Raw genomic sequence first — 2,978 nt, 5'->3', positions numbered from 1 at the left:
CTCATCGAGTTAGCAAACGAAATGGCTGTGGACGAAGCGGCGTCGATGATGTTCAACGCATCTCAGTTGCCGGAGCAGATGAAGTGCATGACACACGAGTTCTGGTACCAGCCATGGGCGGAGAAGGCTGGGCGTCAGCTCGGTGCGACTCCCGCCGACACTTTCGTTGAAGCCACGGGGATCGGCATGAACGAGTTCCTGCAGGCAGGTGACGCGATCATGTCGGTTCTCCGGACAGGGCGCGCCAGCTTCGACATTGGCGCACTTCACGAGCACGGTGTCAATGACGAGGTCGTGCAGTACATCCGGCGGAACATGGTCCGCGACCTGGACGAGTTCCGTGCCATGTCGCAGCAGGATCGCGAGCGCGGCGATGTGCGAGCTCAGCGATACACGTTCACGCGGTTCCCGTTCCTCGACCTCGGCGATGGCACCGTGCTCGCGCTCCGGGCTCAGTGGGGCATGGATCGATTCTTCGGAAACGCGCCCGAGTTCGATGTTCAGCAGGGCTTCAAAGATCAGGGAAAGCCGGGGCGGGCGAAGCAGTTCCAGGACGCGGTCAAGCATCAGTTCGAGCGGCTCGTCGGTCGCATCGTTGCCCGAATCGCTGAGCACAGTGCTGTGTTCGGCCCGATCATCGGCGAAGAGGAGATGCAGGCCGCGTGGACGGTGAGGAGGGGCGAACGGCCGAAGGCGTGCGACTGGATGCTGCCGACCGACAACCGGTTCGCTTGGCTCATCGACGCGACGCACCGCCCGCTGCGGCAACCGCTGGCCGAGGGATGGGGCAGCGGCGAGGACTTCGCCTCCAACGTCGAAGCGTTCCTGACGAGCAAGAAGGCCCGTCAGTTCGAGTCCGTGATCGACCATCTGACCGAGAGTGGCTGGGCAGGAGAACGGTTCGTGGATACGACATTCGCGCCCTTCGTCGCCGTGCCAGATGTGGGACTTCCGGGTACGCCGACGTCGATGATGCTCGTCGGGCTCTGTGCTCGCGAGATGATGGCGGCGTACGGCGGCCGGATGCTAGCGCCCGCCGTCGTCTCGATCTCCGATCTCATGCTGCTGGAGGGTATGGCGGAGACGCCTAGGGTGGAGGTGGCCGACCTGATCCGGGCCTGGCGACAGGTGGGAGTGATGCCGCTGCAGCAGTATCTGGAGGCGTGCCGATACCCCTACCGTCCGTGTCCGCGACACATGGTCATCGCCGCTGCGCAGCTGGATGCACGGATACGACCGGCACAAGCCGCGTGAGAAACCAACCGTTCGGGGCGCCTCTGCAACTCGTCGATCTCAGACCCGGCCCGGCTGACGATCGCTGGTGGATGCCGCCGTTCGACGAGGCCGTTGCCTACGCGCATCCCGATTGGTGGGACCCGCATCTCTACGGCAGCGATGACCCCTGGTACGTGCAGGTGTTCGAGGGAGGCGCCGAGGTTACACGCATCGAGCTCAAGGAGGACGTCGACATCGAGCACTACGCGAACGTGCCGACCATCGGCTCCGAGAGGCTGGAGATCGCGTTCATTGAGGTGGCCACAGTGGAGTGCGGCCGGGGAATCGGGACGCAGGCGGTGCGGGCATTGGAACAGCGGCATCGCGACCGCAAGCTGTTGGCCTACAGCGAGGAGGCGGACGGGTTCTGGGCCGAGCTCGGATGGGAGCCTTTCCATCACCCGGATGGCGACTGGCGCACCCTGTTCATCCAGCCGGCCGGCGGCCTTCGCAACCCGCTGTAGCCGCACTCTCTTGCGCTTGAGCGGAATCGATCTTTGTAGTCGCGTATGACAGTGGTACGATGATCGTAATACACAACTACAAAGGGGGTGGCATGGCCGTCCTGAACATCCGCGTGGAGGACCGGATCCGCGATCAGCTCAAGGAGCTGGCCGATGCCGAGGGGGTCACGGTCAGCGAGTACGTCCGCGATCTGGTCATGGCGGAGCTTGTGCCCGTGTTCGAGCGGGAAGTCGATCATGGCGACGAGCCGGCACCAGAATCTATGCGGCTCGCCGACCGGCAGGTGCTCGCGATGCTCCACCGCATCCTCGCGCGGGTGCTGCCCAAGGAATCCAATGATGTCGACGGGGACACGGGCTACCAGCTGGAGCGCGCTCGAATGATCGAGTCGGGTTTCGCCGGAGAGTACTGGCGGGAAGTCGCCGGCTTCCGCACCGAGCTCTCCAAACGGGACTGTGACCGCGTACTGGACATCCTCGACATGTTCCGTGTGATCACGTACAGCATCAAGCAGTTGAAGAAGGACGGCGACCCCGTCGGCGAGGACATGGCGTACAGGCTGGAGTTTCAGGGCTTCGACCACAACGACGGGCTCGAAGGCCATATGGCCGACTACGTCAAGTTCTTAATGAGCGACGGCCGGTGGGCTGAACTGCGGCCGCAGCTGGACCGCAACGACGACGGAAACTCCCACCACCTGACGCTCGACACGTACCTGCGGATGCTCGCTGAGCACCGCCGCATCATGGACAGCCGCGGCCGTGGCTTCCGCCGCGATGACTACCTGCTGTCCAAGGAGGAGCTGGAACAGATCGCCACGGCTCGGGTCCACCCCTCACGCCGTGGGTAGGGCTTGGGTGCGGCAGGACGGTGCGGCCGCGTTGCTCGCAGACGCGTACCAGCGTGCGCCCGGGGGCTATGTCGCGTTCCTCGACGAGACGTATGAAGTCGATCAGGGCACGAAGACGTTCTACCTTCTCAGTGGCGTCGTCGCCCACCGTGACAGCTTCGGAGAGCTCCGTGACGGTTTGCGTGATGTGGTCGGAACGAGCTATTGGCACACGACGGAAAAACTGCGCACACATGAGGGTCGCGAACAGGCGGTGGAGGTGGCGCGGTACCTCGGCGACGGTCCCGAGGTGTCTCTCGTCGCGCTCAAGCGCCCTCTCGCCATCGACGACGTCGTGGGCGACGAAGCCCGCGCGGAGTGTTTTGCGAAACTCGGAAGCGCGTTGTGC

The 2,978-nt window shown here is 64.1% G+C and carries 3 protein-coding genes and 1 pseudogene; all 4 read left to right on the top strand.

Annotated elements, in window-relative coordinates; genetic code table 11:
* On the top strand, nt 1-1,254 hold a 1,254-nt coding region (locus ACRDUX_RS05890; protein WP_526411919.1), incomplete at its 5' end, for a hypothetical protein.
* Nucleotides 1,255-1,325: 71 nt separating this feature from the next.
* Entirely contained in the window at nt 1,326-1,739 is a 414-nt protein-coding gene (locus tag ACRDUX_RS05885; RefSeq protein WP_526411917.1) for a GNAT family N-acetyltransferase, read from the top strand.
* A 92-nt stretch (nt 1,740-1,831) separates the two neighbouring features.
* Nucleotides 1,832-2,590 (top strand): YfbU family protein, encoded by a 759-nt coding sequence (locus ACRDUX_RS05880; RefSeq protein ID WP_526411915.1) that lies wholly within the window; start codon nt 1,832-1,834, stop codon nt 2,588-2,590.
* Nucleotides 2,583-2,978 (top strand): annotated as a pseudogene (locus ACRDUX_RS05875) (hypothetical protein); the annotation flags it as partial. The gene ACRDUX_RS05880 and the pseudogene ACRDUX_RS05875, both read left to right, overlap by 8 nt.

This window comes from Mycobacterium sp., from assembly GCF_050701675.1.
Lineage (GTDB): Bacteria > Actinomycetota > Actinomycetes > Mycobacteriales > Mycobacteriaceae > Mycobacterium.
The sequence above is the reverse complement of the archived record's forward strand: the minus strand, read 5'-3'. Positions and strand labels throughout refer to the sequence as shown.

Coding starts and splice junctions, on each gene's coding strand:
- ACRDUX_RS05885 (WP_526411917.1), top strand. CDS start 1,326: ATGCCGCCGTTCGACGAGGCCGTTGCCTACGCGCATCCCGATTGGTGG.
- ACRDUX_RS05880 (WP_526411915.1), top strand. CDS start 1,832: ATGGCCGTCCTGAACATCCGCGTGGAGGACCGGATCCGCGATCAGCTC.